This is a genomic window from Vagococcus entomophilus (assembly GCF_003987595.1).
GTDB lineage: Bacteria > Bacillota > Bacilli > Lactobacillales > Vagococcaceae > Vagococcus_E > Vagococcus_E entomophilus.
The window spans coordinates 1074149-1100868 of sequence record NZ_NGJZ01000001.1 but is presented as its reverse complement, the minus strand read 5'-3'; the positions used below and the strand labels follow the sequence as shown (position 1 = coordinate 1100868).

The following is a 26720-nucleotide window of genomic DNA, read 5'->3' as shown; positions in this document are numbered from 1 at the left end:
AGTTGAATGAATGAGCGCTCAGAACAACTGTTTAAAAAATTAATGCATGCACCAGACCATTACTTTCAAATTTCAGAGTTGAGTCAAGAGTTTCAAGTGAGTGAACGAACAATTCGCAATGATTTAGAGGAGATTCAAACCTTTTTATCAGAAAAAGATTTACCTTTTTTAAGGACGAAACGTGGTCGAGGGGTTCAATTATTGCTAGGAAAAAAGGAGCGAGTGCGTGCTATCGCTTACTTGCATCATATAAGGAAAGGCCACTATTTGTCTCCACAGGAGCGATTTCTTCAGCTAATTATTCGCTTTTCTTGTCGTCAAAGTCCAATTTTTTTGTATCAATTAGAACAAGAACTCATGATATCTAAGAGTACGTTAGATGCAGATATGCGCAAGCTACGTTTGTTTTTGCAAAAATATGGGATTGAGGTAAAAAGCCACCAAAAGAAAGGAATCTACCTAGAGGGAAACGAAAAGAAAATACGTGCAATGATCAGAGCGGTCATCTTGATTCATGTTCCCTCTTTGGAATTCTTAGAGGTAAAAAGGAAAAAAAGTTTATCGGCACAAGAACAGCTGGTGGTAGATTATCTTGGGCAAGAGCGGATTGAGTTTATTAATCGACATTCTTATAGGGAATGGCTAGGAAAGGCTGATGGACAAGGCCCGATTTATGCCAAGCATATTGTCTTAATCTTACTTATTTGGCTGAGACGGTTAGAACCTGTTTCGGGTAAAGAAGTATCAATCTACGCGGACAGGCGAGCAGTCAAAGAGGAACAAACCAACTTTTTAATTCTACTTTGTCAGTTTTTCAAGCGGCGTATTTCAGTAGCAGAAGTGACGTATATTACGCAATTAATAGAGTCCTTACATCCGCAAAAAGTCATTGATACAGCTGATTGGACAAAAGCCCAATTAGTTGCCATCCAGCTGATAGAACAGGTTGAAAAGCGGTTGAAGATTTGCTTTTATGAGCGGCAAACAGAGCTGCATAAGGGGCTAGTTAGGCATATTTCGGGGCTATTCAAACGGGTGAAAAATCAAGTGCAAATTGCCAATCCACTAACGTCGATGATTGAGGCAGAGTATCATGAGATTTTTCAAGCAGTGTATTCATTTAATCCGGTTTTTAATCGGTTTGCGGGTGCTTTTTTGACCAGAGATGAAATAGGATTTTTAACGATTTATTTTTCAACTGCACTTAGTCAGATTAAGCAAGCACAAAAAGTCGGCTACCGAGCGATTGTGATCTGTCACCACGGCACTACAACAGGGAAATTGCTTGCAGAAAATCTCAAGGAGTTATTCCCAGTTGAAATTTTGGCAATCTTAAGTTCAAAAGAACGTTCCTTGATTGAAAAACTGGACATTGATGTGGTTTTTTCAACCATTGATTTAAGGATAAAAGGAGTTCCCTGTCTAAGATTAAGCCCGATTTTAACAGTTGATGACAAGTATATGATTGCACATTTTTTTACGAAAAAACGGCCTAAGAATCGTTTGGTTAGGCGAGAAAGCGAAGACACCATGTTGCTAAAAGAAACAATCAACGCTTTAGAACAAAATGGAAGCGTTATCTCAAGTGAAGGCTACCAAGCGGTATTGGAGGTCTTTGAAAAGCACCATTTAAAACTGGATAAAAAGGAGATTCAGCCAATGTTGGAAGATTTATTGATAGATGACCATATTATATTTCGCGAGTCATGTGACAGCTGGCAAGAGGCCATTCAAGCGGCTGCCGAGCCATTACTAATCGATCAAGTAGTCGAGAGTAGTTATGTGCGGGCGATGGTTGACTCGGTTAAGGAATACGGCGCTTATATTGTAATTGGTCCACATCTAGCTTTAGCGCATGCACGTCCAGAAGACGGGGTGAAACGCTTAGGAATCAGTGTCTTAGTTTTATCCCAAGGAATCGAGTTTGGTCATGAGGAGCATGATCCTGTGAGGTTAGTCTTTTGTCTAGCTGCAGTTGATGCCCATGCTCATTTGAATGTAATGAAAGCACTCATACAACTCATCCATGACCGAGAAAAAATTCAGCGATTGTCTAAAGCGACAAATCAGCAGCAATTTAAAAGGATTTTATATAAAAAGTAGAGGGGACAGACAAGGATGAAACAGTTAACTATTTTATTTGTTTGTGGTGCTGGACTGGGGAGTAGTTTTGCTTGCCAGATGTCAGCAGAAGACGTACTAGAAACATTAGGGGTAAAAGCAAGACTTGATCATAGTGATATTTCGTCCGCGGTTTCAATGCAACCAGATATTATTATGACTGGTCAAAATTTTCAGAGTCAATTTGAAAAATTTGCAATTGACGAAGCCAAAACCTCTCTGATTTATTTGAAAAATATTGTATCAAAAGCTGAAATTGAGGAGAAAATTGTGCCCGTCCTAATTCAAAAAGGGATTCTGAACGACTAAAGAAAGCGAGGGAGCAACATGATTGTAGTCGATTTTATTATCAAAAATATTCTTACGCAAGCGTCCATTACGATTGCTCTGATTGCCATGTTAGGACTAATCTTACAACGGAAATCACTTGGACAAGTGCTTTCGGGTTCCTTAAAAACATTGCTTGGATTTCAAGTACTTTCAGCAGGATCAAGCATCATTGTGGGCAGTCTGATCTATTTTGGGAAAATATTTACCCAAGGTTTCAAGATGCAAGGGATTATTCCCTCGATTGAGTCAATCAATGGGCAAGCGATGAATGAACTAGGATTAGGGCGAGAAATTGCCCTGACATTTTTGGCAATCTTTGTTTTTAATATCTTGATTGCACGCTTTACCAGATGGAAATATATCTTTTTGACAGGCCAAGCTATTTTATGGATGGCGACCATGACGACTATTTTTGGCTATTTTGCTGGACTCAGAGGACTTGTTTTAGTTTTGGTCAGTGGATTTATAGGGGCGGTCTTTGCAGTAGCGATGCCAGCGATTGCCCAACCATTGGTTCGAAAGATTACAGGTTCAGATGATATTGCACTGGGGCATTTTTGTACGATAGGCTATCTTTTTGAAGCGTTGATTGCCAAGTTGTTTGGTGAAAAAGGGGAAAATAAAAAATCAACAGAAGATTTGCATTTACCAACGCAATTTGAATTTTTACAGGACACATATCTTTCCTTAATGGTAGTGATGGTCCCACTCTATCTTATCACCGCTTTTTTTGCTGGGGCGACGTTTAGCACTCGTTTGGCAGGTGAGACCAATTATTTGATGTTTGCCTTTTTACAATCAATCCAATTTGTAGTAGGGGTTTATGTTTTACTTGCCGGAGTCCGACTTCTTTTAGGCGAGATTGTTCCAGCCTTTAGAGGAATTGCGATGCGTCTTGTGCCAGATGCAAAACCCGCTTTAGATTGTCCTGTCTTGTTTCCGTACGCACCAAATGCGGTGATTGTAGGGTTTATTACAACCACTTTAGGTTCGATACTGGCCATGTTTGTTTTACCCAAGTTTGGTCTAGCGATGATTTTGCCTGGTATGCTGACAAATTTTTTTGCAGGAGGAACAGCGGGAATCTTTGGTAATGCAGTAGGAGGGAGAAGAGGTGCCATTATTGGTGGGGTCGCACATGGCTTTTTTATCACACTACTGCCAGCATTATTAGTCACTATTTTCAATCAGATGGGCTTTGTCAATGCAACTGCAACGGATGTGGATACAGTAGTGGCAGCACTTTTGTATGCTTGGATTATTGGGCCTATTTTAAAAGCTGTCTAACGTTGTGAAAAGGAGGAAGACAAAATGTTTGGATTTTTGAAACATAAGAAAAATCTGTCAAAACAAGAGCCAAGAGCTAGGTCATTATCTACAGCAAAAAAAGCTGCACTTCTCCAGCATATTGAACAGTTAAAAAGTCAACTAGAGCAAAGTACAACCACAGGATTAGCCGAAATATACGAGCGTTTAGGTTGTGATTATGAGCAGCTGGGAGAAACTAGCTTAGCTATTGAGTATTTAGAGAAGAGTCAAAGAAGCAAAAAGTCTTTAGGCAAAGGCTACAAGGTATTACTCAATCTTTATAATCAAGAACGAGTAAAAGCTGCTAAAGAAAAAGATGAGGCAACATTACAGTATTATTTAAATAAACTGGATGAGCTACTAACTTTATCCAAAGAGATGACCAGGGGTGCACAAAAATAAGAGCATATAAAAGGAGAAAGCTTATGTATACAACTTTAAAAGAAATCACAGAAATGGCAACCAAAAGAAATATTACGGCAGGTGCATTTAATACACATAATTTAGAGATGTTGCCAGATTTGATTCGAGCAGCCAAAGATTTTGAGGCACCGATTATTATTCAAACAAGTGTAGATACGGCAAAATATATTGGACATGAAAATTTAGTGGCTGTTTGTCAAGCAATGGCTAAAACAGAGCAAGTAGATGTCGCACTTCATTTAGATCATGCACGTGATTTTGCGGATATCAAAGAGGCTATTGATAAGGGGTATTCTTCTGTTATGTATGATGGCTCTCACCTGCCTTTTCTCGAGAACGTTTTAAATACAAAAGAAGTCGTTGCGTATGCACATGAACGCGGGGTTTCGGTAGAAGGAGAAATAGGAACAATTGGCGGTACCGAAGAAGGAATCCAAGTGAGCGAGCAAGACAAAGTTTACACCAATCCCAAAGATGCATTAGCCTTTGTTAAACAGACAGGAGTCGATGCCTTGGCGGTAGCTATTGGGACCAATCATGGGCAATATCGATCCAAAACGGAGGTCAATGTGGCTTTGTTAGAAGAAATTCATCGTAGTGTTGCTATTCCGCTTGTGATTCACGGCGGCACAGGTGTGAAAGAAGAAGATATAGGAAAATTAGTCGACCGAGGTATCCGCAAATTTAACGTTGGAACGGAATTACTTGTAGCTTGGACGAAAACGGCCAAAGAAACATTTAGTGATACGCCAGTCAATCAGTCTCTAAGACATATGATCATTCCTTGTAATCACGCCGTAAAACAAGTTGTATCAAAAAAAATTGCGTGCTTCATGAATCGCTCGTTGAACCAATAGAGAGAAAGAGAGGTGAAGGATGAAAAAATTGCTTGTTTTACTAGCAGGACCACCTGGTACTGGAAAAACTTATTTAGCAAAAAAAATTCAACAAGTATATGAGTCGTTTGTTCTTGTTTCCCCAGATGAGCTGAAAGAAAGCTGCTATGATCAGTATGGGTTTCAAAATATAAAGGAAAAAGAACGAATCAATCAGATTGCTTGGGAAAAATATTATGAGGCATTGGCAGATCAGATGAAAATGAGTCGTTCCATTATTTCAGATTATCCATTTAGTGACAAACAAAAGTCAAGACTAGAAAAAATGAGTTTAAAATATGGGTATAAAGTGGTAACGGGCTGTTTGACAGCGGATCTCACTTTACTCTATCAAAGACAAAGAGCAAGAGATTTAGAGCACACAAGACATCTGGGGCACTTGATGACAAATTACCAACTGGGAAAAGTTTTTCAAAGACGAGAGGAAGCAGAGGATTTACCAAGCTTTGAAGTATTTTCCAAGAGATGTATGCAGCGAAAGTATTTGGAATTTTCTCTTGGAGAAACGATGAAAATTGATGTGACAGACTTTGAGCAGATAGCGTACGGAGAGCTCATGCAAAAAATTGCAACGGATTTGTTTTAGATAATAGATATGTTATTTTTGGGACGAATGTGTTAAAATTCTTCTTAGCAAAAAGGAGAATGATGGATGAGTCAAACAATTGCAGCAAATGTACTGGCAACAAAATTACAGAATGGAACTCTTATTGATGTACGTGAAGCGGTAGACTTCGAGCAAGAGCATATTTCAGGAGCAGTGAACATCCCTATTGCCCAATTGCCACAGCGACTAAACGAGCTAAACCCACAAGAAACTTACTATATTATCTGCTATCTAGGCGGACGCTCTGCGCGTGCTTGTGAATTTTTAGAAGGCAATCAATTTGAAAATGTGGTCAATGTGGAAGGCGGGATGGAAGCGTGGCGACATCGCGTTAACCTTGAAAATGAATGATATTGACTTCGGCTATTTACTATTCCCTCAGAGAATGCTAAAATGAACAAGGAATTTTCATGAAATTTTTAATGAGGTGGGTAACAAAATGGCTCAAAAAGAGTTCTCAGAATCAAAGTTTGAAAAATTAGTCGCACAATGCAACGAATGGTTGGCTACTTTTTCTACTACAGATGAATATACAGGCTTATCAAACGATGCACAAAAAAAAGGCACAGAAATCTGTGAAACTTTTGTGAAGGTGATGTACAAAGAAGAACTAAGAACACCTAGAGAGTGGACAGCTACAGCTTTAGAAGCAGTTGTTCAAAAGCAAATGGATTCAGATACTGTACCGGTTTTAACCGCTTTTATCACATTTTTAAGCGAACAAGGAAAGCTAAGTAATGGTCCAACTTTACTTAGAAAATTAGAAAAACTTTCTAATGAAGCGCCTAAGGGCAACGAGCATAAAAAAGCAAAGACGAAAAAAAGTTCAGCTGCTTCAAAGAGATCGTTTACAAAAGAAGAAATCGAGATGTTTAACCTATTTCCAATGGGGAATTATCGTTATCAAAGTGAAACGGCAGAAGAAGCAAAGCCAGCTGTTGACTTCTCTAATCTAAAAGTAGGTAGAAATGAGCCTTGTCCTTGTGGAAGTGGCAAGAAATTCAAAAAATGTCATGGAAAATAACCATGACATTTTTCTTTATCCACTTGAGTTTTAGAAGAAAAAAGGCTAAAATATAGCTATTGTTATGGAAAGTTGGCAGAGTGGTAATGCACCGGACTCGAAATCCGGCGAGCCGCGTTTCGCGGTGCACGGGTTCAAATCCCGTACTTTCCTTCTTATGTAAGCTACGTATTGTATGAGGCAGATCTTGATAAAGATGGCCTTTTTTTTGAGCAAAAATTTTTTCTTTTTTAAAAAGATAAACATTTGTTTATTCAATTAAATAAAAATAATCGAATAAAATAATCGTTTTATCATCTTTTTCTCATTTTATTTTAATTTAAAAAGCGTACGATTAATTTCATCAAGGGAAGGGGAGAACAAATATGAAAAAAATGTTAAGTATTTTAGTGGCAAGCATCGCAGTGTTTGCTTGTGGAGTTTTTTCAGTATCAAAAGCAGAGGCGGCTACTCAAAGTGAAGCCATGACGTGGGTCAATCAATCGGTTGGAAAAGGGTATGATTTTGATCATGCTTACGGGAACCAATGCGTAGATTATGTCAACGAGTATGTTAATCATTTCTTTAACACATCATTTTCTGGTAATGCAATTGATCTTCAAAACACAGGAGTAAAAAATGGTTTTAAATTTATCAAAGCAACTGCTGGTGCAGTGCCTCAAGCTGGGGATATTTTTGTAATGTCAGTTCCAGGTAGTCCTTATGGTCACACGGGAATTGTAATCTCAGCAAATGGTTCAACAATCAATATGGCTAACCAAAATTACAATGGACATGCATATGTCACAAAAAATTCGATTCCTTATTCTAATTCGTATGGAACTGTAGTTGGTTGGTTACGTCCTCCGTTTTCTGGTAGCAGTAGCAATAATGGCGGCGGAAGCACTAATAATACAGCAATCAAAGTCGGAGATACGGTTAGTTTTACCGGTGTTTACAAAGTAAGCAAAGTAAACCCATCTAAAAATACTGTAGCAAGTAACACGCTTGCTGGTGGAGATTCAACCTACCTAAACTATATTGATGCTACTCCTTTAGTTGAAACAAATGCTAGTGGTACAAAAGCAGGCGATCAAATTTTGAATATTGGAGACTACTTCAAAGTTCCTGGTACATATAAAGTATTAAATATTGACACACCTACAAATGGGATTTACGTTAAAATTGGCAGTGTCAATGTATGGTTAAGTGCTAGCCAAGCACATAAAAATTAATTATTGTATCTCTAAAAAAAGAGGAATAATTTGTAAAACATGTCTTTTCTTCAACGTTCCGTTGAAGAAAAGACATGTTTGCTTATTAAAGACTTATAGTTAGGGGATGTTTCATCTTATAGGGAGGGTGTAAATGAATAATTTTAAAATGGTGATGTTTTCTCTATATAAACACAGGAGGAAGATATGCTTAAATTTTTATTTGAAAGAAACAAACAATTATTTTTAAAAACATTTTTATTTTTAGTTTTATATTCAGCTTACAATCCTGTGTTGTCAAAGTTAATCCAGTTTGATATGAATCAAGCTGGAAAAAATAATATCAAAATAGTCGAGCTGATAGCAATAAATCTTTTTGTCTTACTTATATTATCTTTGATTAATTTGCTAGCTCAATACTTTTCAATTCAATTTAGTACGGCTTCCCAACAAACGCTTAATACAAAAGTAATGAGTAAAATCACAGAAAAAGATGAGTATGAACGTTCTGAAGTTGTGAAACTTTTTAATAATGATATTCCTTTAATTACGGAGAGTTATCTCTCCTCTTTGACTAGTATTGTTTATTTTAGTCTGTCATTTATTATGGGAACAGTTCTGATTTTATTTATAAATAAAATCATTTTGCTTTATATATGCGTAGTAGCGAGTCTATCTTTGTTTGTATCCAAAAAAATGTCTAATAAAATCTCTCCTTCTCAAAAAAAATATAACGATAGCTTAGGGAAAAATTCTGAATTATTATTAGACATATTCGAGCTGTCCATAATTAGAAAAGTGTTTCATCTAGATAAAATTATGAATAAAAAATTTAAAGAAGCAAGTTCCGCTAGTACGAATAATTTATTTACTTTAAAGAAAGAAAAAGCAATTGTCACCTTTTCCAATGATACCTTTTCTTGGGTTCTTCAAATAGGAATTTATATTATTGGTGCAGTCCTGCTATCAAATAAGCAAATAACTTTTCCAGAACTAATCGCTATTACACAAGCTTCAGGAACTGTGACTACCCCAATCTTTTGGTTCTCTAATGTTTTATCAAGTCTAGCCTCTACAAAAGACATTAGAAAGGTAATGATGAACCTAATTAATGAAAAGTCGGAAATCAATACGAAAAAAATCAGTCAGATCGAGACTATTAAATTAGAAAATGTAGTGCTAAATAATAAAAAAACAACTAGAAATGTTCTGAATTTGTCTATATCAAAAAATAATAAATACTTATTATTAGGAGAAAATGGCAGTGGAAAAACGACGCTATACTCACTTTTATCTTTGAGAAACAAGGATTACGAGGGTTCTATTTTAATAAATGAGACAGAATTAAGACAAATTAATCCTGTCTCTTATCGAAAACAGATAGCCATAGTAACGCAACAAACAAAATTATTTTCAGGATCAGTACTTGAAAACATAGTGGGTTTTTCTAATGATATTAATAAATCTAAAATAGAAAAGATTAGGCCATTATTTCAAAATGAAGCGAAAACTATTTTTGATTGTCCAGCACATAAATTAAGCGGGGGACAAAAACAATTGGTGACCATTGCCCGAGCGATATATAAAGACTCTGACTATTTATTTTTAGATGAACCTTTCTCAGCTTTGGATGTAAAAACAAAAAAATTAGCTCTGTTTTATTTGCTGGAACTAACAGATAAGACTATAGTCATGACCATTCATAATCACGATGATCAATTATTAAAGTTGTTTGATAACATAATTTATATATAGTTACTTTATTTTTGGGAATGTGCAACAGGGAGGCTCTTTTTGCGCTACAATCTAGCTTGTCCTTTTTTACTTTACTAGACAAAAGTTTTATTTTTTTTTATGATTTCAGTGCAATAATTGACGAACGACAAAAAGATAGTGTAGTCTATGAGCGTGAAACAGATAAAAGAAGGGAAGTCATAATGAAATCAATCCAATCTATTCATCGTGCAGTTACGATATTAGAGTTTTTAGCGGAAAACCCTCAAGCACAATTAAAAGAGATTACGGAACACTTTCAGCTTTCTAAATCTACAATATATAGCATTTTAATGACGTTAGTTGATGAAAAACTTGTGGTTAAGAATCCAACTACCGCATCATATAGTATTAGTAACAAATGGGGCCTTCTTTATGAAACTGCTAAGAAAAACTTTCCATTAGAAAAGCTGATGGAACCTTACATGCAGCAACTCAAAGAGTTATACGACGAGACGGTTCATTTGTCTGTACTGAAAGAAGACAAAGTATTCTATGTTGCTAAAAAGGAATCAAGCCATCCGTTACGGGAGTCTTCTCCAGTCGGGACGAATGATGCTTTATGGTATGCTGCGTGTGGCAAGTTACTCATGGCCTTTCAAGATTCCAACTATCAAAAGACGTATCTCCAAAAGACGCTAGCGCAAGGTGGAACGCCACTCAATCATGAAAAAAATTTGCAGGAATTTTACAAAGAACTGGATCGGATTAAAAAGAACCATTTTGCTGTTGATATGGGGCGTTTGAATAATGGCGTAAATTGTCTCGCTGTTCCTATCAGTAATCAAAGACAAGAAGTAGTGGCTGCTCTTAGTATCTTTGTTCCTGTAAGGCGTTCTTCAACAGAAAAGCTCCAAAAAATTCTAGAATCGCTAACTGCTATTTCTCAGGAAGTATCTCATTTAAAAGAAGTGTTTTAAGGACTCTTTATTCGACAATATCGCACTTCTCTTGTCTCCATACTTTGAAAGTCTATAATTGAAGTATAGAATAAGGAGGGAAACAAAGATGAAACGTGTAATGATTACTGGTGCAACATCTGGAATGGGCTTAAGTGCAACAAAGCTTTTTCTTGAAAGAGGCTGGAAAGTATTAATGGTTGATTTGAATGCTGAAAAAGGGGAATCTTTGGTAAAAGAGTTGTCTGATAAAAAACAGCAAAATCTATTCTTCTGTAAATGTGATGTTTCAAGTGAAGAAGAGATGAAGGCTCTTTATGAGTATGCGAGAACACATCTTGGAGGAATTGACAGTGTGATTAACAATGCAGGGATTTTTGTCAAAGGTCCTGTGCATGAAGTAAGTGAACAAGATTGGGATAAGGTTTTTGCGATTGATGTGAAGTCTGTTTTCCTAAGTGCAAAATATTTTGTCCCATACATGATGGAAAATGGTGGAGGAACCATTGTGAACACTGTCTCTGTTTCGGGCATGTTTGGTGACTACAATATGGCCGGGTACAATGCAGCAAAAGGAGCTGTGATTAACTTGGCTCGTTCTATGGCATTGGATTACGGGGCATACAATATCCGGGTAAACAATGTTTGTCCTTCCGCTTGTCAAACACCAATGTTTTTGCAAAACCCTCAGTCGGTGATTGATGAGTTTTGTGAAGCGAGTCCGTTGAAACGTATTTGCAAGCCAGAAGAAGTAGCAAAAGCGATGTACTTCTTAGCTTCAGACGAATCAAGCTTTTGTACTGGAATCAACTTACCGGTAAGTGGCGGGATGGAAATTTGGACTAGACAGCCTGTACAAAAATAGCGCTCGTAAAAATTGTAGATGAATCTTTGATAAGAAGAACCAAGTATCATCAATGGAATCAAAGAAGTTGAGGAAGAACAATCTTTTCCATAAAGAAAAATGTGCATCAATGGATTGTTGGACAGCTTTGAGTGTTACAAGGCTGAACTTGTGCGTTCTTTTTGGGACTTCTATACTTTTGGATAGACATTGATTGACTAGGTTCTTTTTCTTTTTGTTTGCGCTTTACTTGAATTGACAAGGCGATATTTTCAGTGCTACTATGAAAGTATTGAAGAACTGTTATGAAAAAGAGAAAGCATAGATGAAGGAGATGTTTCTTATTAGTGCACAGTCCAATCTATCCGATAAAATTGTCCTGGCTTTCTTGGATTTAGTCCAAAAAGAAGGATACAAAGGGGCCACTACCCGTAAAATAGCTCAGGCAGCTGGAGTAAATGAGAGTACTATTTTTCGTCATTTTAAAGATAAAAAAAATCTGCTTTATGCAACGGTTAACAAATTTATTGATACATTAGAAGCGCAAGAAATTGTGAATGCAGATAAATTAACGGGAGATATCGAAGCGGATGTGATTACCATTTCGAAAGGGTATCAAACCTATGCAAATAGCTATCAGGCTATTATTTTACTCGGAATTCGTGAGTCGGTCGATTTTCCAGAAATCAATGAGACCATCTCGCAGGTCCCAATTTATTTTAAAAACTTATTTGCAGACTATTTACAAGAAATGAAGCAAAAAAAGTGTATTTCCCCAGAGGTCAATCCGAGTACGCAAGCTATGAACTTCTTTTGGTTGAATTTCGGCTATTTTTTAACTCAAACGAAATTCAATGATAAAGAATTAAAAATTGAAGAAACTGTTTTCTTAGAAGAAAATATTCGTTTTTTTGCTAAGTCTCTAAAGGCTTAGCAATTTTACCGAATATTTTTTTTACTGCATTTTTCAAACGAAAAATAGGGGAAAAGCAAGTGATAAAGATAAATTGTTAAATTAAAGAAATCTTAAAATTATCTAATTGACTTTAAACTGTAATAAATGTAATATTTGTAAAGGGGAATAAAGTGAACTTTACAAGGAGATACACATGAGTAAAAAAATCAAAGAAAAACGCAAGCATTATTATTCAGGAATTGATGGTTTGCGTGCATTAGCTGTGATGGGGGTTATTTTTTATCACCTTTTTCCAGATATTGGGGTGGGAGGATATCTTGGAGTAGTTATTTTGTTTGCTCTATCGGGCTATTTTGTGACCGACTCACTATTAAAAAATTGGCGCTTGGATGGAAAAGTTTCATTAGTAAGTTTTTATGAGAAAAGAATTAAACGGCTATACCCGGAATTATTAGGATTTTTTGTCTTTACAATCACTTTTTCAAAGTTATTAAATGTTCATCTACTTGAAAATATTCGGTCTATTTTCTTTAGCGCCATATTTCAGTGGAATAATATTTGGCAAATTTTACATGGACAGTCTTATTTCGATAATTTTTCTGGTCGTTCACCGTATTTACACTTGTGGTCTCTTTCTATTGAAGGACAATTTTATCTTTTGATCTCGTTACTTTTTTGTTACTGGATTTACCGACAAAAGAAAATTACACCAAAAGCGCGAGCAAAAGCTTTTCTAACTTTGGTTATTTTGGCCATTTTTTCCTTTGCACTCATGGTCATTCTTTATCAACCAAATGTGGATACCACAAGGATTTACTATGGAACTGACACGAGGTTGTTCTCTTTATTAATTGGGAGTGCCTGTGCAGTACTACTCCCCTCAGATCAGCTAGAATTAAAAGTGAAAATTAAGCGAAAAGCTTTATGGAACATCGTTGGATTGGGGAGCGCTTTTTTTATAGTTATCAGTTATTTTCTGTTTCCAGCAACCCATGCATTTCCTTATTTGGGTGGCATGTTCCTTTATAGTATTTTTAGTTGTATGATCATTCTTTTAATTATTCATCCTCAGACAAAGTTGAATCAATGGTTGACCAATCCAGTATTTACTTGGATTGGAAAAAGAAGTTACGCTATTTATTTGTACCAATTACCAGTTATTGTATTGTATGAGTCTAATGTGCCAAATATTGGCAACCATCCGTATCTCAATTCATTGGTAGAGTTAGTATTAATTGCAATCTGTGCACATTTTTCTTATAGTTTGTTAGGACAAGAGCAGAGCAAAAAAAATGTGCGCAACCACAAAGGGATGCAAGTCGGATTGATTTTAGGGCTGACGATGTGTGTCTTTTCGGTTCTTGTCTTGTTTACGACACCTAAGCATATTGCCAATCAACAACAAGATCAATTGACTAAAAAGATTACGGAAAATAAGAAAAACATGGAACAAAAACCACCACAAGAAAAGAATACATCTGTTCTTGAGCAAAAATACCAACTAACCAGTCAGCAAGTAGCTAACGCACAAAAGCTGCCAATCACAACGATTGGAGATTCAGTGATGCTTGCTACTTCAGATACGCTCAAAGAATTATTTCCATTAATGAACATAGATGCAGAAGTTGGTAGACAAGTTTATCAGTCCATAGAGATTCCCAAAAAACTTGCAAGTAAAAATAAGCTAGAAGAAACAGTGTTAGTTGATTTGGGAACAAACGGTTCTTTTACTGATGAGCAGTTTGATCGTTTTATGCAAGCGATAGGCAGCAAAAGGAAAGTTTATTGGGTGAATGTGCTCGTCCCAGATAAGAAGTGGCAGAATACTGTGAATGACAGTTTACGTAAATTAGAGCAAAAATATGATAATTTAACTGTATTAGACTGGTTTGACTATAGTAAAGGTCATTCTGAGTGGTTTTATGAAGATCAAATCCACCCGAATAAAGAAGGCTCCATACAATTGACCCAATTTGTCGCAAAAGCCATCTTGTCTCAAGCAAAATAAAATACCCTTGTAGCGAAATCTTCTTTGGAAGTTCCGCTACAAGGGTATTTTTTTCAACAAGTTCCTAGTGTTTGACTAGTGACCACGATGCTTGGCATATTTTTTTTGTTGCTTTTGTTCAAAGCGTTGTTGTTTTTGCTGTTGCTTTTGCTCTTTTTGCTGTTTTTTTGTTTGGGCTTTTTTCTCCAAATGTTGCTGTTGCAATAACAGTTGTGACTTAGTTGAAACAACCGGCTGCTTTTTCTGTTGATTGAGCATGCGTTGCATCCGTTTGGGGCTAATTCTCTTCTTAGGAGATAGCGTAGCCTGTGCATCCTGGTCTTTTGTTGTGGCAATCAGTTGTGGCAAAATCGTATAAATAAATGCAAAAATTTCAGCAGTTTTTGGTTCAGGCCCAAAGATATAGTGATAGACACTCGCGGAAGCCTGTCGGGAAGGAATTTCAATCAATCCACACCAAAATTGCCCATTAAAATAAACTGTTAAGTACATCTGTACTCCTCCCTTTTATGCAATACTCTGTACACTGGACGACCCAGGGAGGGAAGGTTACTTCAATTAAAATTGTTCGGACTACCAACCGAAATGTGTTTTTATGTACGATTTTTAGTTTAACATAAGTTTTATTTTTTTTCTATAAAAGGTATACTAGGATAAAAGCAATATGAAATAGAAATGGGGAAACCAGATGCCAGTCGACTTAGCTGTATTATCCTATCCGTTACCAGAAGACATCGAAAAATTAAAGTATTTTGGAGATTTTGAAGGTGCGCTAGAAGCAATACAATTTCTGTTAAGCAAAGAATTGCCTCTAGCACTTAAAAAACGTTTGATGCTGGAGTGTGAAATGATTCAAGTGATGCAAAGAAGTGAGTATCCTTACGACGTTGCAGCAGCTCAAGCGTTATTGAAAGAAACCTTTGAAAATTACGAGGAAAAAGAACTAATTATACTGAAAGAACAGGGCAAGGTAGATTGGATTTATACTCAGGGTCAAGTCTATTTTCAACGTCGTTTTTTGGAAAATCTATTAAAAACACAGCCAGAGTATCAAAAGCGAGTTCATTTTAATACAGAAGAAAAAGCACAGCAAAGGAAAAAACAATTGCTGAGTGAAAACATTCAAAGAATGAAAAAACAAGGAAAGCGAACTGCTCAAATTCATCTAAAAACAAGCATTAAAGTCAAAAAAGAATGTGAAAAAGTTGGAGAAAGAGTCCTTGTTCATTTGCCAATTCCAAAAGAATGTCAACAAATGACAGAAATCCAAATCCTGAAAACTATTCCAGAAGCAATTCTGATTGCACCTGAGCAGTCTGAGCAGCGTACCGTTGCTTTTGAAACAACGTTAGAACCAGATCAGCTTTTTTCTGTAGAGTATTCCTATAAAAACTCTCTTCGTTATGTGGAGCTATCGCCTGATAGTGTTTTGAGTGTCCAACCTGATTTTGAATTGAACGAGCAAGCCCCCCATATTTTATTTACGCCGTATTTAAAAGCAATTTTACAAGAAATAATCGGTCAGGAACAAAATCCTGTGCTAAAGGCTTGGAAGATATATGAATTTGTCACAACGAATGTGCACTACTCTTTTATGCGCGAATACTTTACATTGCCCAATATCTCAGAATATGCTGCCGTCAACTTAAAAGGCGATTGTGGAGTTCAAGCAATTCTTTTTATTACCCTTTGTCGCATGGCAGGTATTCCAGCTAAGTGGCAATCTGGGCTATATGTTACACCAGATTACACTGGCTGTCACGATTGGGCTCAGTTTTATATCGCACCTTATGGATGGGTCTTTGCTGATTTATCCTTTGGTGGTAGTGCTTATAAAGCAGGCGATATAGAACGTTGGCATTATTATTTTGGCAATCTTGATTGTTTTAGAATGATTGCAAATAGCGAGATTCAAAGTGAATTTTATCCACCAAAAAGATGGCGCCGTGCAGATCCGATTGACAATCAAAAAGGCGAATTTGAGTATCTAGACCATGGCTTAGTCTATGCGGAATTAGAGATGAAACAAGAGCTCGTTTCCCTTGAATTTTTAGAAGAAAGTCATTAGGGGGAGGAAAAGATGAGAGTGGAGTATGGCTGGCTAGGACTTGTTTGTGGGATTATTTTATTTGTGGGAATCCTAAGTTATTATGATCGTTATCGGTTAAAACAGACTGTTAGGAAAGCTTGGGGGAAAATCCCCCCAGGAAGTCGTCGCTTTGACAAAGAAGAAAGTCTTAAAACAGCACTGGAGCAACAAAACCAAGCAACGACTTGTTTTGTGGATGATTACACATGGAGTGATTTGGAAATGATGGCAGTATTTGAGCAATTAAATGCTACATTCTCAAGTATCGGATCAGAAGCGCTATATCGAAAGTTACGTCATTTTGAACATAAAGACGACAATATGCAAGAAATAGAAAAAGTAATCCGTTTTTATGAAGCCTATCCAGAAAAGCGAGAAAAAATACAACAACTCTTTGCATCACTTGGAAAAAAGGATTTCAATCTCCTGCATTTGTATCTAAACAATCCCAAAAAACAACGAATTAAAAATAGTGAGTGGTTTGCTTTGCTGGGATTGCTTCCTATTTTGGGATTGATTAGTCTGTTTTTTTCACCTTCTACAGGGCTAGCGTTGTTGATTTTTTCTTTTATTTTTAATTCTATTATTTATTATTTGAAAAAATCGTATGCTGAAAGAGAACTGACGTGCATGAACTATTTTATTCGCACCGTGATGATTGGACAAAGATTGTCTAAAATAGATCATCCTTATCAGAAGAAGCTAAAAGAAGAGATGAAGACGCTTAAAAGAATAAACTGGGTATCCAATTTTTCTAAAGTTAAGACAGGATCAGAGACAGAAGTCATTACTGAGATGGTTAACATGATTTTTATGCTGCCGTTTTGGGTCTATGTCTTGACGATGCGCTCACTAGTGACTTATCAAAAAGAGGCGCAACAACTCATTCATGATCTAGGGGATTTGGAAGTCGCTGCGGCAATTTTGAACTATAGAACGTGTCTTCCTTATTCGTGCCAACCAGTATTTCAGCCAGAGTTTGAAATCACGGCACAAGAATTGTATCATCCACTACTAAAACAGGCTGTCCCAAACAAAGTTCAGTGGCAGGCCAATACACTTGTGACCGGTTCGAATGCCTCAGGAAAGTCAACCTATGTCAAAAGTGTGGCCATTGCAGCCATTCTTGCCCAAACGATTGACACCGTTCCAGCAAAGTCTTTTACGATGCAACGCGGCCATATCCTGACCTCTATGGGAATTCAGGATGATATCTTTGCGGGAGAAAGCTATTTTGTAGCAGAACTTAACTCCTTACAACGGATTTTACAGTTAGCTCGAACGGGAGAACCAGTTTATGCTTTTGTAGATGAAATTTTAAAAGGAACCAATACGATTGAACGAATTAGTGCGTCCGCGTCCTTTATCAAATGGGCTGATGCGTATCCAATATTATGCTTTGTGGCGACACATGATATAGAATTGCCCGATATTTTGATTCATTATTGTGAAAATATCCATTTTCAAGAGTATGTGGATGATTCGGGAGAAATACAATTTGATTATTTACTACAAGAAGGTAAGGCAACTTCTAGAAATGCTTTGAAACTCCTCAAAGCGATGGACTATCCTAACGAATTGGTCCAGATTGCTGAAGCCGAAGCCGATTTCTTTGAAAAGAATCGAACATGGAAAGTTTTCACCAAATAAACAGGTGGTTAAAAGGTGGTATTGGACGTTAGATTGTCATTTTAAAAAATCGCTTTCTAAATTTCGCAAACTAGTAGTTAATTCGTCACAAAAAATTCACATTTTGGCGCTATTATAAACCCATACCAACAAAACAACCCAAACTTTTTTCATTTTTACTCCTAGAGGATAGTGCAAACGTACTATCCTCTTTTTTATATGAACTGAAATTGTTCAGCTGGCGCTCATCTGCTTCACTACGAGAATCAAGCAGGCGTTGCTGCTGTTTCAGCCGCTTATATGGATATATGGATGCTAAAAGCCTGGGACATAGACTTTTAGCTATATCCCAGGCTTTAATGTATTAAATTCGTAAATCTTGATAAAAACAAAGAAGATCATGGTTGTCTGAAGTATCAAGAAACCCGTTGTGCTTGTAAAATTTCTTTGTCTTGTCTGTGCAATCTGTCAGTAGGACAATCTGCCCTAGCTTAGGAAATCGCTGAGTGAGCTGTTGGATTAGCGATGAACCAATCTGCTGCTGTTGGAAGTCTGGATGAACCAGTAAATCCTGGATAAATAGGATGGAAACTTGATCAGTCACACCGCGAATCAGGCCAATCAATTGGGTATCTTGGCGCGCAATGATGTAGTCGCTGTGTGAAATTGCAAAAAGTGTTTGATCCAAGTCTTTGGTATACAGCGTCCAATTAACCGAAGTATAGAGCTCCTTTATTTCTTGCTTTGTAAAAGAACCTTGCTGCTCAAATGTAATAGTCATAGTAGTTTCTCCTTTTTCATTTTCTTTTTAAAAATGAAAAAGAGATAAATATAAAAGTGTTCTCATAGCATGAACCCTCCTTTTTATTGATTATAGTACAAAGTGAAGAGAATTTAAAGAAATCCTAATAACTGACACAAAATCTCCCAATTTATTTCTTAAAGAAGTAATGATTTACCAATAAAACGACCATAGTTTATCAGTATTATATAGACATACCAACAAAACAACCCAAACCTTTTTCATTTTTACTCCTTTGAGAGCAGAGCCTATCCCGCTTTGCTCTCTTTTTTTTTATCATTTGCAAAAGAGTGGCAAGAGTCAAGCAAGGAACTGCCATCCTTTACGTTTACTAAACACATTTTATAACAGAATGGAACAAAAAAACAAAACTGTATTATAATTAATGAATACAGAACGGTAAAATGTGAAAAAATAATTTTAAAAATAGATGTTTATTTACATGATTTGTTAAGCGATACGAAAAGCAGAGTCTTTCTATAGACTGTGTTCAAAATTTCAAAAAGAAAAGAGGAAAGGTGCAAGATATTATATATAAGTCAAGGTACCATACACCTATTTTTTAGGATTTGATTTCGCTTTCATTTTTATCCGAAAATAGTTTTATTTAGTAACCAGGACATGTAAGGTCAGCGAAAATGAAATAAAAGAATTTTGAATACCGTTCTTAAAAGGTATATATTAATAAAAAACAGAATAAAAAAATTATTATTTTTTCGTGCAAAACAGTTGAATAATTGTGCGATTAGCACTAGAATAGTTAACGACAATCAGAGGAGTGAAAAATATGACAGAAGAAAAACGACACGGGGCAGATGCCATCGTAGATAGTTTGATTAATCATGATGTAGATTATATATTCGGTATCCCAGGTGCAAAAATTGATCGAGTATTTGATGTGTTAGAAGATCGCGGACCAGAGCTTATTGTAGCGCGCCACGAACAAAATGCTGCTTTTATGGCAGCAGGAATTGGCCGTTTAACAGGTAAACCAGGGGTAGTCATAGCGACAAGTGGACCTGGTGCAAGTAATTTAGCTACTGGCCTTGTGACGGCTACCGCAGAAGGCGATCCAGTATTGTCAATAGGTGGGCAAGTAAAACGTGGGGATCTATTGAAATTGACGCATCAAAGTATGGACAACGCGGCTTTATTCAAACCTATTACAAAGTATAGTGCAGAGGTTCAAGATCCAGAAAATCTATCCGAGGTAATTGCCAATGCTTGGCGTGCTGCTAGTTCTGCCAAACAAGGTGCAAGCTTTATCAGTGTTCCACAAGACGTGGTTGATGCTAAGGTAAAAAATAAAGCGGTACAGCCTCTTTTAGAGCCAAAACTTGGACCAGCAAGTCCTGTTGAGATTACCTTACTTTCACAAAGAATTAAAGAAGCGAAATTGCCAGTTTTGCTTGTCGGGATGCGTGCTTCTAGTCCTGAGGTTACCCAAGCAATTCGCAATATTATTGCTCATACTAATATTCCAGTCGTAGAAACATTCCAAGCAGCTGGCATTATATCTAAAGAATTGGAAAGCAACTTCTTTGGTCGTGTGGGGTTATTCCGCAATCAACCAGGAGACATGCTGTTAAAACGTAGTGACTTGGTAATTGCTGTAGGATATGACCCGATTGAATACGAAGCAAGAAACTGGAATGCTGAATCAGATGCTAAAATTATCGTCATTGATGATACCCCAGCTGAGATTGATGCTTTCTACCAACCAGAAAAAGAGTTAATTGGCGATATGGCTCAAACGTTAGATTTCTTATTACCTTATATGCATGGTCATCGTTTACCAGAAGATTCAATGCGCTACTTAGCTACGTTGCAAGAAAAACTAAAAGAGCGTGATGTCGTAGAAAGCAACGAGGACAAACCATTGACACATCCTTTAGCGGTTATTAATGCTTTACAAAATATTGTGACAGATGAAATGACCGTAACAGTAGACGTAGGAAGTCATTATATCTGGATGGCACGTCATTTTAGAAGCTATGAACCACGTCATCTACTATTTAGTAACGGAATGCAAACATTGGGTGTGGCACTTCCTTGGGCAATTTCAGCCGCTTTAGTCCGTCCAAATACACAAATTGTTTCCGTATCTGGAGATGGTGGTTTCCTATTTTCAGCTCAAGAGTTAGAAACAGCTGTTCGTAGAAACTTAAACATTGTCCATTTAATTTGGAACGATGGCCGTTACAACATGGTTGAATTTCAGGAAGAAATGAAATATGGTCGTTCTTCAGGCGTTGATTTTGGACCAGTTGATTTTGTCAAATACGCTGAAGCTTTCGGAGCTACTGGATTACGAGTAGAACATTCCGGAGAATTGGAAGAAGTCCTCGCCAAAGCATTTGCTACAGAAGGACCTGTTATTGTAGATATTCCAATTGATTATAAGGACAACAAAAAACTTGGCGAAACCATGCTACCAGATCAATTTTATTAAAAAGAGAAGAGGAATAAAAAAATGGGAAAGACACCTGCAATGTTATATCAACATGGAACATTAGGCGCATTGATGGCTGGTTTGTTTGAAGGGACTTCTTCGATTGGGTCTGTTTTAGAACATGGAGATTTGGGAATTGGGACATTGAATGCATTAGATGGAGAATTAATTATTCTAGACGGTACGGCCTACCAAGCACAGTCTGACAATACGCTTAGAAAAATGGAGGCGCAAGAAAAATTACCTTACGCCGCAGTAACAAAATTTGTTTCAGATCGTACTCTTAAAGTAGAGCATAAGATGGACTCGGATGAGTTGAAGCAATTTATGATTGATAGCATGAAGAGTAAAAATGCGTTTCACGCTTTTTGTGTCAAAGGATATTTTGAAAAAATGCATATTCGGATCATGCCGAAACAAGAAAAGCCATATCCGCGTCTGGTAAAAGTTTCTGACATACAGCCAGAGTATACGAAAGAAAACGTAAGTGGTACGATCATGGGATTTTACACACCAGAATTATTTCAGGGAGTAGCTTGTGCTGGGTTTCATCTGCATTTTATCGATGATGCGCATACTTTTGGTGGACACATCTTGGATTACACAATTAATAGTGGAACCGTTGAGGTCCAAACAATAGAGTCGCTTGTGCAACATTTCCAAGTGGAAGATTCGACATTTTTACAAACTGAGTTTGACGATACCGATTTACATGCAGAAATTGAGTCTGCTGAAGGGTAGTTCAGACAGAGAAACCTGTTTTCAACTTTTATTAGTTGGAAACAGGTTTTTTTAGTTTAAAGAATTAGCGCTTTTTCATAGTTTTGCTTGATAACGGAGCAGGAGTGCGTAAAAGCCTCTTGCTCTTGTTGGGTTAACTTAATTTCTAGTATTTGTTCAACGCCATTTTTTCCGATAATAGAAGGAACAGAGGCAAAGATACCACTTTGCTGGTACTCACCATCTAAATAAACAGATGCGGGCAATATTTTGTGTTCATTATGGAAGATGCAACGGACAATCTCAACTAATGAAGCAGCAATCCCAAATTCAGTGGAGCCTTTTCCTCGCAAGACAAGATAGCCGCCTTCTTTTGTTTCAGATAAAAGCTGGTCCGTATCAAAAGAGGATAGGTTTCTCAATCTTAAAAAATCAGCAAGTGGTAGAGCACCAACAAAAACATTTGACCAAGAGACCATGGCAGAGGATCCATGTTCTCCCATGCAATAAGCAATGAGAGATTTTCGATTCACATCTAAGGTTTGAGACAAGCGCGATTGCAAACGAGCAGAGTCAAGCACACAACCTGTGCTTAGGATTTTATTTTTAGGATAATTCAAAAATTTCTGGATATACGTCGCAACCACGTCAGCTGGATTAGAAATACTTAGGATAATGCCAGAAAAACCTGATGTTTTAATTTGAGGCAATATTTCTTTCAATACTGTGATTGTATCGTTTAATGTATCTAATCGATCTTGAAACATATCAGGAAGTGGGCCAGCACTAATTACAAGAATATCGGCCTCTTTTAAATCAGAGTAAGTACCCGCTTTTGCGAGGAGATGATGAGGATAATAACTAGTTGCATCCATTAAATCGAGTGCTTGTGCGATTGCTTTATTTTGATCCTTATCAATCAAGATAAGTTCGTCTACTTCTCCTTGTGTTGCAAGTGAAAAAGCGACATGAGAACCGACATGGCCCGTTCCGATAATTCCGATTTTTCTTGTTTTAATCATTTGGCTTCCTCCTAAAATGTAATAATCATATTTAAATTTATAGTAGCACAAATCATAGAATAGGCAAGAAACTGGACGAAATCACGTCAATCAGAGCAGATGAATTGGAAAAAGCATATTTTTTTTGGAAAATGATTTTTTATTTTTAAAGCAGAAACAAAAAGATGAAAGAGGGTTTCGTTTTCTTAACTTTATAATGAAAGTGTTCCACTTGGGTGAATGATTAAACTAAATGAGGTGAAAATATTGGAAGAAATGATCACTCAAACGTTGAATGTTTTTGTTTCTTATTATCCAGTTATTATGTCCATCTTTTGGATAGTCGGAAGTCTGTTTTTTTATTTAAAAAGAGAAAATACCTCCCCAAAAAAACAGGATAAAATCACTATTTTAGTACCTGCTTATAATGAGGAAGAAACGATTGAAATGTCCGTAGAATCACTGATAAATCTAACTTATTCTGATTATGAAATCATGTTGATTAACGACTGCAGTACAGATAAAACGTTAGAAAAAATGAAATGTTTACAAAAAAAATATTGCGAGGAAAGGCAACTGACGTTAGTTAATTTAGAAAAAAATTGTGGAAAAGCCAAGGCGCTGAATTTTGCTTTGAAAAAAGTTGAAACAAAGTATTTATTAGTGGTAGACTCAGACGCCCATTTAGCTCCCAATGCGCTAGAAAAACTCATGGAAAGCATGGGACAAGACGAAAAAATTGGGGCGGTAACCGGCAGACCGATTATTAGAAATCGAACGACATTGCTAGGTCGTCTGCAAACATTAGAGTATTTGGGAATTATTGAACGAATCAAAGAAGCACAAAGCTTTTTCTTTGACCAAATTATGACCGTTTCTGGTGTCCTTGTTTTGTATCGGGTAAAAGCGTTAACCAAAATCGGTGGATGGACAGAAGAGACGATGACAGAAGATATTGATGCTACTTGGAAATTGTACCAAAAAAATTGGCGTGTAGTCTATCAACCAAAAGCAATAACTTGGATTTTGGCACCTGAGAAAATACGGAACCTAATAAAGCAACGATCCCGGTGGGCAATTGGAGGATTTGAAATGCTTTTAAGCAATAAAACACTCCTTTTCAAAGGAAGTTGGAGTGAAAAATGCTTGTTAGTCGAAATGCTTCTGAGTCACATTTGGTCCTGGTTATTTTTGATTTCTGTTGGACAATATATTTATTACATAAGTTTGACACATGCACTGAAAATTAATGGGACGCTCATGCTTCTATATGTTGCAGTTGCCTGTATTCAATTTTTTATGGGTATTCGAAGATCCCTAAAAGAAGCACAGCTAAAAGCTTCAGATTATTTGGTTTTACCAGGTTATTTACTTTATTATTGGCTAATTAATTTAATGACAGCACTTTATGCCGAATGGGCTGTGCTAATGAAAAAAACGAGTCATGGGAAATGGGAAAGTCCAGATAGGGGGATTTAAGTTGAAACTAGTTATTCGAAAAAAACGTTCTTGGTTGAGAATCGGAATAGAAGATCTGTTAATGGGATTATTTTGGCTATTCTTTGGGGGCGTTCTTTTTTTAGGAATCAACTTTTTGATCAAAATGTATTCCGATACTTTAGTTACGTATTATTTGGTTTTTAATTTTAGTCCCACTCAATTGGGAGAGATTATGGATGGAATCCTGTGGCTGTTTCTTTTGCTAGGAACCGCTGCGATATTTAAGCTTGTGAAAGGAATGGAAGGATGAGAGCAAAGATTTTTAACTGTTTATTAGTATTCAGTAGTGTCATTTGTTTGGTTGTACTACTTTTTTCAGTGCTGCACTATACTAAAAAAGAAGTCAGTAGTTCAAAGGGTGCCGAAAAATTATACGATACGCCCATGAATTTTTCTAAAGAAGATACAGGCATCCTAATCTTATGCTACCACAGAGTTTTGAATGAAAATCAGTTAGTGAAACTCGGAAAAACAATTAGTTCCAATTCACAATTACATAGTTTTAATGTAGAAGCAAAGAAATTTAAAGAGGAAATGAATTTCCTAAAGAAAAATCAAATCCCGGTAATCTCAATTAATGAGATGCTAGAAAGAATAAAAAAAAATCAAATCGACAAAAAATATGTAGTGATTACGTTTGATGACATTGATATTTCTATTGTTCAAAATGCTTTTCCTGTATTGAATGAGCTGAACTTTCCGTACACGACATTTGTGATTACAGGACAAACGAGTCAATATTTAGATGGTTCACAAATGGCTAACTGGTCAGATATTGAAAAACTGGCTTTCAATCCGCTCGTGACCATTGGGCTTCATACGGATGATATGCATTACCAAGAAAAAAACAAACCGATCCTATCAAAGAAAAGTTCTTACAAAGAATTTGTAAAAGATTACAAGGCGAGTATCAAGCATTATAGCGAACATATTGCTACGCAAGCTCCTAGTCTATTTGCCTCTCCATATGGTGTGCTTCAAGATAATATGGCAGATTATTTGTACCAACAAGGGATTCAGGCGATCTTCTCTTTAGAAAATGGGGTGGTAAATTCAGACAGTGATTTAAAAAGATTGCCTCGGGTGATTGTGACGGATCAAAGCTGGAAATACTTATCGACGTGGCTTTTAAGAAAGTGAGGACAAAGCAGTGGACAAGCGAGATGCAAATTTAGACTTAATTAGGTGTGTTGCGACATTGATGGTCGTGTCCGTTCATTTTTTTCTTAATACCACCTTCTATGATTTACCTATTGATAATTGGCAAATGATTGTGATGGTATTTTTACGCGTGCTATTTATCCCATGTGTGCCTCTCTTTTTGATACTTAGTGGCTATTTAATGAAAAATAAAAAGCTTTCTTATCGTTACTACACGCAACTTGCGAAAGTTTTAATAATATATGTTCAGGCTTCGGTTGTGATTTATTTATTTCGCGTGTTTATTTTTGATGAAAAACTGAGTATTTGGGAGGGAGTCATGGGGATCTTTGATTATTCTACCGCACCGTACGCTTGGTATATTGAGATGTATCTGGCTCTTTACTTGCTGATTCCTTTTTTAAATAAAATGTGGAACAGTTGTCGCTCAGTAGAGGAGCATCGTTTGCTGTTATTTGTTTTAATCTCCATCACGATACTTCCAACGTTTTTTAACACATTTGAAAAAATAATTCCTGATTTTTTTCAGCAAATGTATCCCATTACCTACTACTTTTCTGGCGCATATATTGCGACGTACAAGAAAGAAATTAAACAAAAGCCTGTTTTGCTTAGCGGGTCAGTGGCTCTATTTGTAAGTGGTGTTCATAATGTGTTGGTGAGTTATGGAGGTGTTTTTAAGTGGCAGGGATTTAATGATTATTATAGCTACCAAGCCTATTTTTTGGCAGTTTTTATTTTTATTGGATTGTTGAAAGTGAAAATTTCAACTCGTTGGAAGCAACCGCTCGCGCTTATATCGAACTACACGCTATACATGTATTTGCTTTCTTATGTCTTAGATACACTGGTATATCCAAGATTCAAAGCAGTAGTACCTTCAATGAAAGTAGCGTTGTATTGGATAGTCCTCCCCGTATTTTTGGTTTATACCGGTTCTTTTGTGTTAGCAGTTGGAACAAAAATGAGCTTTTCAATCTTGAGAAGAAGGCATAAGGCTAGGAAATGAGTAATTGTTTGTCTC

Annotated in this window: 24 protein-coding genes, 1 tRNA gene and 1 pseudogene; 23 read left to right on the top strand and 3 right to left on the bottom strand. The window is 36.6% G+C overall.

Annotated features, from left to right (window positions below; all coding sequences use genetic code 11):
* The first annotated feature begins 6 nt into the window (after positions 1–6).
* From CBF30_RS05210 to CBF30_RS05140, 15 genes and pseudogenes are all read left to right on the top strand, one after another.
* Positions 7–2103 carry a BglG family transcription antiterminator gene (locus tag CBF30_RS05210; protein ID WP_126823418.1) on the top strand — a complete coding sequence of 699 codons (2097 nt, stop codon included), beginning with the start codon at positions 7–9 and terminating at the stop codon, positions 2101–2103.
* A 15-nt stretch (positions 2104–2118) separates the two neighbouring features.
* A complete protein-coding gene (locus CBF30_RS05205) occupies positions 2119–2430 on the top strand; it encodes a PTS sugar transporter subunit IIB (RefSeq protein WP_126823416.1) in 312 nt (103 codons plus the stop codon).
* Positions 2431–2448: 18 nt separating this feature from the next.
* The gene (locus CBF30_RS05200) at positions 2449–3738 is read left to right on the top strand and encodes a PTS sugar transporter subunit IIC (RefSeq protein WP_126823414.1); all 1290 of its coding nucleotides are present in this window, start codon (positions 2449–2451) and stop codon (positions 3736–3738) included.
* A 24-nt stretch (positions 3739–3762) separates the two neighbouring features.
* Positions 3763–4161, top strand: coding sequence for a tetratricopeptide repeat protein (locus tag CBF30_RS05195; RefSeq protein ID WP_126823412.1), 399 nt, complete (start codon positions 3763–3765; stop codon positions 4159–4161).
* Between the two features lie 23 nt (positions 4162–4184).
* Positions 4185–5039, top strand: coding sequence for a class II fructose-bisphosphate aldolase (locus CBF30_RS05190; protein WP_126823410.1), 855 nt, complete (start codon positions 4185–4187; stop codon positions 5037–5039).
* A gap of 19 nt (positions 5040–5058) precedes the next feature.
* A complete protein-coding gene (locus CBF30_RS05185; protein WP_126823408.1) occupies positions 5059–5664 on the top strand; it encodes a P-loop nucleotide/nucleoside kinase family protein in 606 nt (201 codons plus the stop codon).
* Positions 5665–5730: 66 nt separating this feature from the next.
* Positions 5731–6036, top strand: coding sequence for a rhodanese-like domain-containing protein (locus CBF30_RS05180; RefSeq protein ID WP_126823406.1), 306 nt, complete (start codon positions 5731–5733; stop codon positions 6034–6036).
* Between the two features lie 553 nt (positions 6037–6589).
* Positions 6590–6709 (top strand): annotated as a pseudogene (locus CBF30_RS12165) (SEC-C metal-binding domain-containing protein); the annotation flags it as partial.
* Between the two features lie 66 nt (positions 6710–6775).
* Positions 6776–6862, top strand: a tRNA-Ser gene (locus tag CBF30_RS05170).
* A 212-nt stretch (positions 6863–7074) separates the two neighbouring features.
* Positions 7075–7923 carry a CHAP domain-containing protein gene (locus CBF30_RS05165; RefSeq protein WP_126823404.1) on the top strand — a complete coding sequence of 283 codons (849 nt, stop codon included), beginning with the start codon at positions 7075–7077 and terminating at the stop codon, positions 7921–7923.
* A gap of 186 nt (positions 7924–8109) precedes the next feature.
* On the top strand, positions 8110–9657 hold the full coding sequence (locus CBF30_RS05160) for an ATP-binding cassette domain-containing protein (protein ID WP_126823402.1): 1548 nt from the start codon (positions 8110–8112) through the stop codon (positions 9655–9657).
* Between the two features lie 182 nt (positions 9658–9839).
* Complete coding sequence (locus CBF30_RS05155) at positions 9840–10595, top strand: IclR family transcriptional regulator (protein WP_170168948.1); 756 nt, start codon at positions 9840–9842, stop codon at positions 10593–10595.
* An 88-nt stretch (positions 10596–10683) separates the two neighbouring features.
* Positions 10684–11439 carry an SDR family NAD(P)-dependent oxidoreductase gene (locus CBF30_RS05150; RefSeq protein ID WP_126823397.1) on the top strand — a complete coding sequence of 252 codons (756 nt, stop codon included), beginning with the start codon at positions 10684–10686 and terminating at the stop codon, positions 11437–11439.
* A 304-nt stretch (positions 11440–11743) separates the two neighbouring features.
* Complete coding sequence (locus CBF30_RS05145) at positions 11744–12352, top strand: TetR/AcrR family transcriptional regulator (RefSeq protein ID WP_126823395.1); 609 nt, start codon at positions 11744–11746, stop codon at positions 12350–12352.
* Positions 12353–12527: 175 nt separating this feature from the next.
* The gene (locus tag CBF30_RS05140) at positions 12528–14342 is read left to right on the top strand and encodes an acyltransferase family protein (protein WP_126823393.1); all 1815 of its coding nucleotides are present in this window, start codon (positions 12528–12530) and stop codon (positions 14340–14342) included.
* A 75-nt stretch (positions 14343–14417) separates the two neighbouring features.
* On the opposite strand, the gene CBF30_RS05135 is transcribed toward CBF30_RS05140, so the two are convergent.
* On the bottom strand, positions 14418–14834 hold the full coding sequence (locus tag CBF30_RS05135) for a DUF2992 family protein (RefSeq protein WP_126823391.1): 417 nt from the start codon (positions 14832–14834) through the stop codon (positions 14418–14420).
* A gap of 196 nt (positions 14835–15030) precedes the next feature.
* Here CBF30_RS05135 and CBF30_RS05130 point away from each other — a divergent pair, with 196 nt between their 5' ends.
* On the top strand, positions 15031–16410 hold the full coding sequence (locus CBF30_RS05130) for a transglutaminase-like domain-containing protein (protein WP_126823389.1): 1380 nt from the start codon (positions 15031–15033) through the stop codon (positions 16408–16410).
* A gap of 12 nt (positions 16411–16422) precedes the next feature.
* Positions 16423–18081: a MutS-related protein gene (locus tag CBF30_RS05125; protein ID WP_126823387.1), complete on the top strand. Its 1659-nt coding sequence runs from the start codon at positions 16423–16425 to the stop codon at positions 18079–18081.
* A 343-nt stretch (positions 18082–18424) separates the two neighbouring features.
* On the opposite strand, the gene CBF30_RS05120 is transcribed toward CBF30_RS05125, so the two are convergent.
* Complete coding sequence (locus tag CBF30_RS05120) at positions 18425–18841, bottom strand: GNAT family N-acetyltransferase (protein WP_126823385.1); 417 nt, start codon at positions 18839–18841, stop codon at positions 18425–18427.
* A gap of 808 nt (positions 18842–19649) precedes the next feature.
* Here CBF30_RS05120 and alsS point away from each other — a divergent pair.
* Both alsS and budA read left to right on the top strand, forming a co-directional pair.
* Complete coding sequence (gene alsS / locus CBF30_RS05115; protein ID WP_126823383.1) at positions 19650–21314, top strand: acetolactate synthase AlsS; 1665 nt, start codon at positions 19650–19652, stop codon at positions 21312–21314.
* A gap of 21 nt (positions 21315–21335) precedes the next feature.
* A complete protein-coding gene (budA, locus tag CBF30_RS05110) occupies positions 21336–22055 on the top strand; it encodes an acetolactate decarboxylase (RefSeq protein ID WP_126823381.1) in 720 nt (239 codons plus the stop codon).
* A 56-nt stretch (positions 22056–22111) separates the two neighbouring features.
* Here budA and CBF30_RS05105 read toward each other — a convergent pair whose 3' ends face one another.
* Positions 22112–23056, bottom strand: coding sequence for an L-lactate dehydrogenase (locus CBF30_RS05105; protein ID WP_126823379.1), 945 nt, complete (start codon positions 23054–23056; stop codon positions 22112–22114).
* A 255-nt stretch (positions 23057–23311) separates the two neighbouring features.
* Between CBF30_RS05105 and CBF30_RS05100 the strand changes: the two genes are divergently transcribed.
* Genes CBF30_RS05100 through CBF30_RS05085 form a run of 4 tightly spaced genes read left to right on the top strand, consistent with a single transcriptional unit; the run spans position 23312 to position 26705 of the window.
* Positions 23312–24514, top strand: a complete 1203-nt coding sequence (locus CBF30_RS05100) for a glycosyltransferase (RefSeq protein ID WP_245975029.1) — start codon at positions 23312–23314, stop codon at positions 24512–24514.
* A 1-nt stretch (position 24515) separates the two neighbouring features.
* The gene (locus CBF30_RS05095; protein WP_126823375.1) at positions 24516–24785 is read left to right on the top strand and encodes a hypothetical protein; all 270 of its coding nucleotides are present in this window, start codon (positions 24516–24518) and stop codon (positions 24783–24785) included.
* Positions 24782–25675, top strand: coding sequence for a polysaccharide deacetylase family protein (locus CBF30_RS05090; protein ID WP_126823373.1), 894 nt, complete (start codon positions 24782–24784; stop codon positions 25673–25675). Before CBF30_RS05095 ends, CBF30_RS05090 begins: the two co-directional genes overlap by 4 nt.
* Positions 25676–25685: 10 nt before the next feature.
* Positions 25686–26705, top strand: a complete 1020-nt coding sequence (locus CBF30_RS05085) for an acyltransferase (protein WP_126823371.1) — start codon at positions 25686–25688, stop codon at positions 26703–26705.
* Positions 26706–26720 lie beyond the last annotated feature (15 nt).

Excerpts from the sequence above, each read along its gene's own strand:
- CBF30_RS05210 (WP_126823418.1), top strand. The coding sequence starts at position 7 with ATGAATGAGCGCTCAGAACAACTGTTTAAAAAATTAATGCATGCACCA.
- CBF30_RS05205 (WP_126823416.1), top strand. The coding sequence starts at position 2,119 with ATGAAACAGTTAACTATTTTATTTGTTTGTGGTGCTGGACTGGGGAGT.
- CBF30_RS05200 (WP_126823414.1), top strand. The coding sequence starts at position 2,449 with ATGATTGTAGTCGATTTTATTATCAAAAATATTCTTACGCAAGCGTCC.
- CBF30_RS05195 (WP_126823412.1), top strand. The coding sequence starts at position 3,763 with ATGTTTGGATTTTTGAAACATAAGAAAAATCTGTCAAAACAAGAGCCA.
- CBF30_RS05190 (WP_126823410.1), top strand. The coding sequence starts at position 4,185 with ATGTATACAACTTTAAAAGAAATCACAGAAATGGCAACCAAAAGAAAT.
- CBF30_RS05185 (WP_126823408.1), top strand. The coding sequence starts at position 5,059 with ATGAAAAAATTGCTTGTTTTACTAGCAGGACCACCTGGTACTGGAAAA.
- CBF30_RS05180 (WP_126823406.1), top strand. The coding sequence starts at position 5,731 with ATGAGTCAAACAATTGCAGCAAATGTACTGGCAACAAAATTACAGAAT.
- CBF30_RS05165 (WP_126823404.1), top strand. The coding sequence starts at position 7,075 with ATGAAAAAAATGTTAAGTATTTTAGTGGCAAGCATCGCAGTGTTTGCT.
- CBF30_RS05160 (WP_126823402.1), top strand. The coding sequence starts at position 8,110 with ATGCTTAAATTTTTATTTGAAAGAAACAAACAATTATTTTTAAAAACA.
- CBF30_RS05155 (WP_170168948.1), top strand. The coding sequence starts at position 9,840 with ATGAAATCAATCCAATCTATTCATCGTGCAGTTACGATATTAGAGTTT.
- CBF30_RS05150 (WP_126823397.1), top strand. The coding sequence starts at position 10,684 with ATGAAACGTGTAATGATTACTGGTGCAACATCTGGAATGGGCTTAAGT.
- CBF30_RS05145 (WP_126823395.1), top strand. The coding sequence starts at position 11,744 with ATGAAGGAGATGTTTCTTATTAGTGCACAGTCCAATCTATCCGATAAA.
- CBF30_RS05140 (WP_126823393.1), top strand. The coding sequence starts at position 12,528 with ATGAGTAAAAAAATCAAAGAAAAACGCAAGCATTATTATTCAGGAATT.
- CBF30_RS05135 (WP_126823391.1), bottom strand. The coding sequence starts at position 14,834 with ATGTACTTAACAGTTTATTTTAATGGGCAATTTTGGTGTGGATTGATT.
- CBF30_RS05130 (WP_126823389.1), top strand. The coding sequence starts at position 15,031 with ATGCCAGTCGACTTAGCTGTATTATCCTATCCGTTACCAGAAGACATC.
- CBF30_RS05125 (WP_126823387.1), top strand. The coding sequence starts at position 16,423 with ATGAGAGTGGAGTATGGCTGGCTAGGACTTGTTTGTGGGATTATTTTA.
- CBF30_RS05120 (WP_126823385.1), bottom strand. The coding sequence starts at position 18,841 with ATGACTATTACATTTGAGCAGCAAGGTTCTTTTACAAAGCAAGAAATA.
- alsS (WP_126823383.1), top strand. The coding sequence starts at position 19,650 with ATGACAGAAGAAAAACGACACGGGGCAGATGCCATCGTAGATAGTTTG.
- budA (WP_126823381.1), top strand. The coding sequence starts at position 21,336 with ATGGGAAAGACACCTGCAATGTTATATCAACATGGAACATTAGGCGCA.
- CBF30_RS05105 (WP_126823379.1), bottom strand. The coding sequence starts at position 23,056 with ATGATTAAAACAAGAAAAATCGGAATTATCGGAACGGGCCATGTCGGT.
- CBF30_RS05100 (WP_245975029.1), top strand. The coding sequence starts at position 23,312 with ATGATCACTCAAACGTTGAATGTTTTTGTTTCTTATTATCCAGTTATT.
- CBF30_RS05090 (WP_126823373.1), top strand. The coding sequence starts at position 24,782 with ATGAGAGCAAAGATTTTTAACTGTTTATTAGTATTCAGTAGTGTCATT.